This is a genomic window from Staphylococcus caeli, from assembly GCF_051413795.1.
Lineage (GTDB): Bacteria > Bacillota > Bacilli > Staphylococcales > Staphylococcaceae > Staphylococcus > Staphylococcus caeli_A.
In genome coordinates this window covers 1-1,569 of record NZ_JBOIRQ010000045.1, presented here as the reverse complement: position 1 = coordinate 1,569, position 1,569 = coordinate 1, and the positions used below count along the sequence as shown (strand labels likewise).

General features: G+C 29.6%; 1 protein-coding gene. It reads left to right on the top strand.

Features of this window, described 5'->3' with window-relative positions; translation table 11 throughout:
* Positions 1-259 precede the first annotated feature (259 nt).
* Positions 260-1,459, top strand: coding sequence for an IS110 family transposase (locus tag ACSULM_RS12455; protein WP_436863113.1), 1,200 nt, complete (start codon positions 260-262; stop codon positions 1,457-1,459).
* Positions 1,460-1,569 lie beyond the last annotated feature (110 nt).

Below are 1,569 nucleotides of genomic sequence, written 5' to 3'. Positions count from 1 at the left end.
AAACATACTAAGATTAGCTATGAAGAAATCTATGACGATAGATTTTTTCATAGCTATTTTTTATAGTTATAGAGAGGAGTAGATCGTCCAGACCCTTGGATTTAAAATCCGTATTAAAAACTGATCAGCTTTACTCTCGCCTTTTGAAATTCGATTGTAGTATGTTGGGTTCTTGAAACCGTGTATAGGAAAGTGAAATGAGAAAGGTTAAGTAAAGTTTTCAAAACTTCTCAATTTATTATTTTAGGAGGTCATTTAAATCAATCATTTAGGTGTTGATATTAGTAAAAAGGAAAGTGTCATTGCACATTATTGTGACGGTGGTTTTGTAAATGAATTTATAATACAAAATAACCAAAATGGGTTTAATTATTTACTTAAATATTTGAATACATTATCGAATAGGTTCCTGATATTTGAGTCGACCGGTATTTATTCAAGAAGTATGGTTAGATTTTGTCAGACAAACAAGGTTAATTTCGTTGAAATTAACCCATTAGAAGCTAAGTTTAAAACAAGTTCATTACGATCATGGAAAACAGATAAATCGGATGCACATAAACTTGCAATGTTAGATACAAATATTGAGAATCATCGATCTTCAAATATATCTGCCGATATTTATTTTGAATTAAGAGAACGTGCTCGGTTTCATCTAGAAATGGAAAGCGAACAAACGCGATTAAAAGTAGAAATTGTTGAAGCATTACACCAAACTTTTCCTGGACTAGAAAAGCTATTTAAGAATCGTTATTCCATCATTGCGCTTAATATAGCTGCACAATTTCCACATCCTGAAATTGTGAAAAAACATTGTTTAGAAGCTCTTATTGCGAGTATTTTTAATTCCACAGATAAAGGTTTATCTGTAATGAAAGCAGAAAACTATGCAAAAAAATTAATAGCACTCGCAAATGAAAGTTATCCAATTGTAGAAGAACATTCATTTCTAATAAAAAAAGTGAAAATATTAATCCAACAACTTAAGCAATCTATCCTGCAAATGAAACAATTAGATGAAGAGATGATTCTACTAGCTAAACAACTTGATTGTTTTGAATCCATTTATTCTATTCCTGGAATTGGAGCGTTAACAGCAGCTATGATTATTGGAGAAATAGGAGATATTACTCAATTTAAATCGAATAAACAATTAAATGCTTATGTAGGTATTGATATCAAACGATATCAATCAGGACATACACAATATAGAGATACAATTAACAAACGAGGAAATAAAAAAGCTCGGAGACTATTATTTTGGGTTGTAATGAATATCATTCGGGGGCAGCGACATTATGATAACCACATTATTGATTATTACTATAAATTAAAAAAGCAGCCTAATGAGAAATCTCATAAGACTGCCTTGGTAGCTTGTATGAATCGTTTATTGAAAACAATTCACTACTTAGTTACCAACAATAAACAATATGACTATCAAATGTCCCCACATTAAAATAATCATAATTACAAATATAGTTTAACACCTTATTTAAAAAAATAAAATTGAACGGTTTATTTAAGTATGCTTAATTTTTTATATAAGCACTTGACTAATCGTAGGAA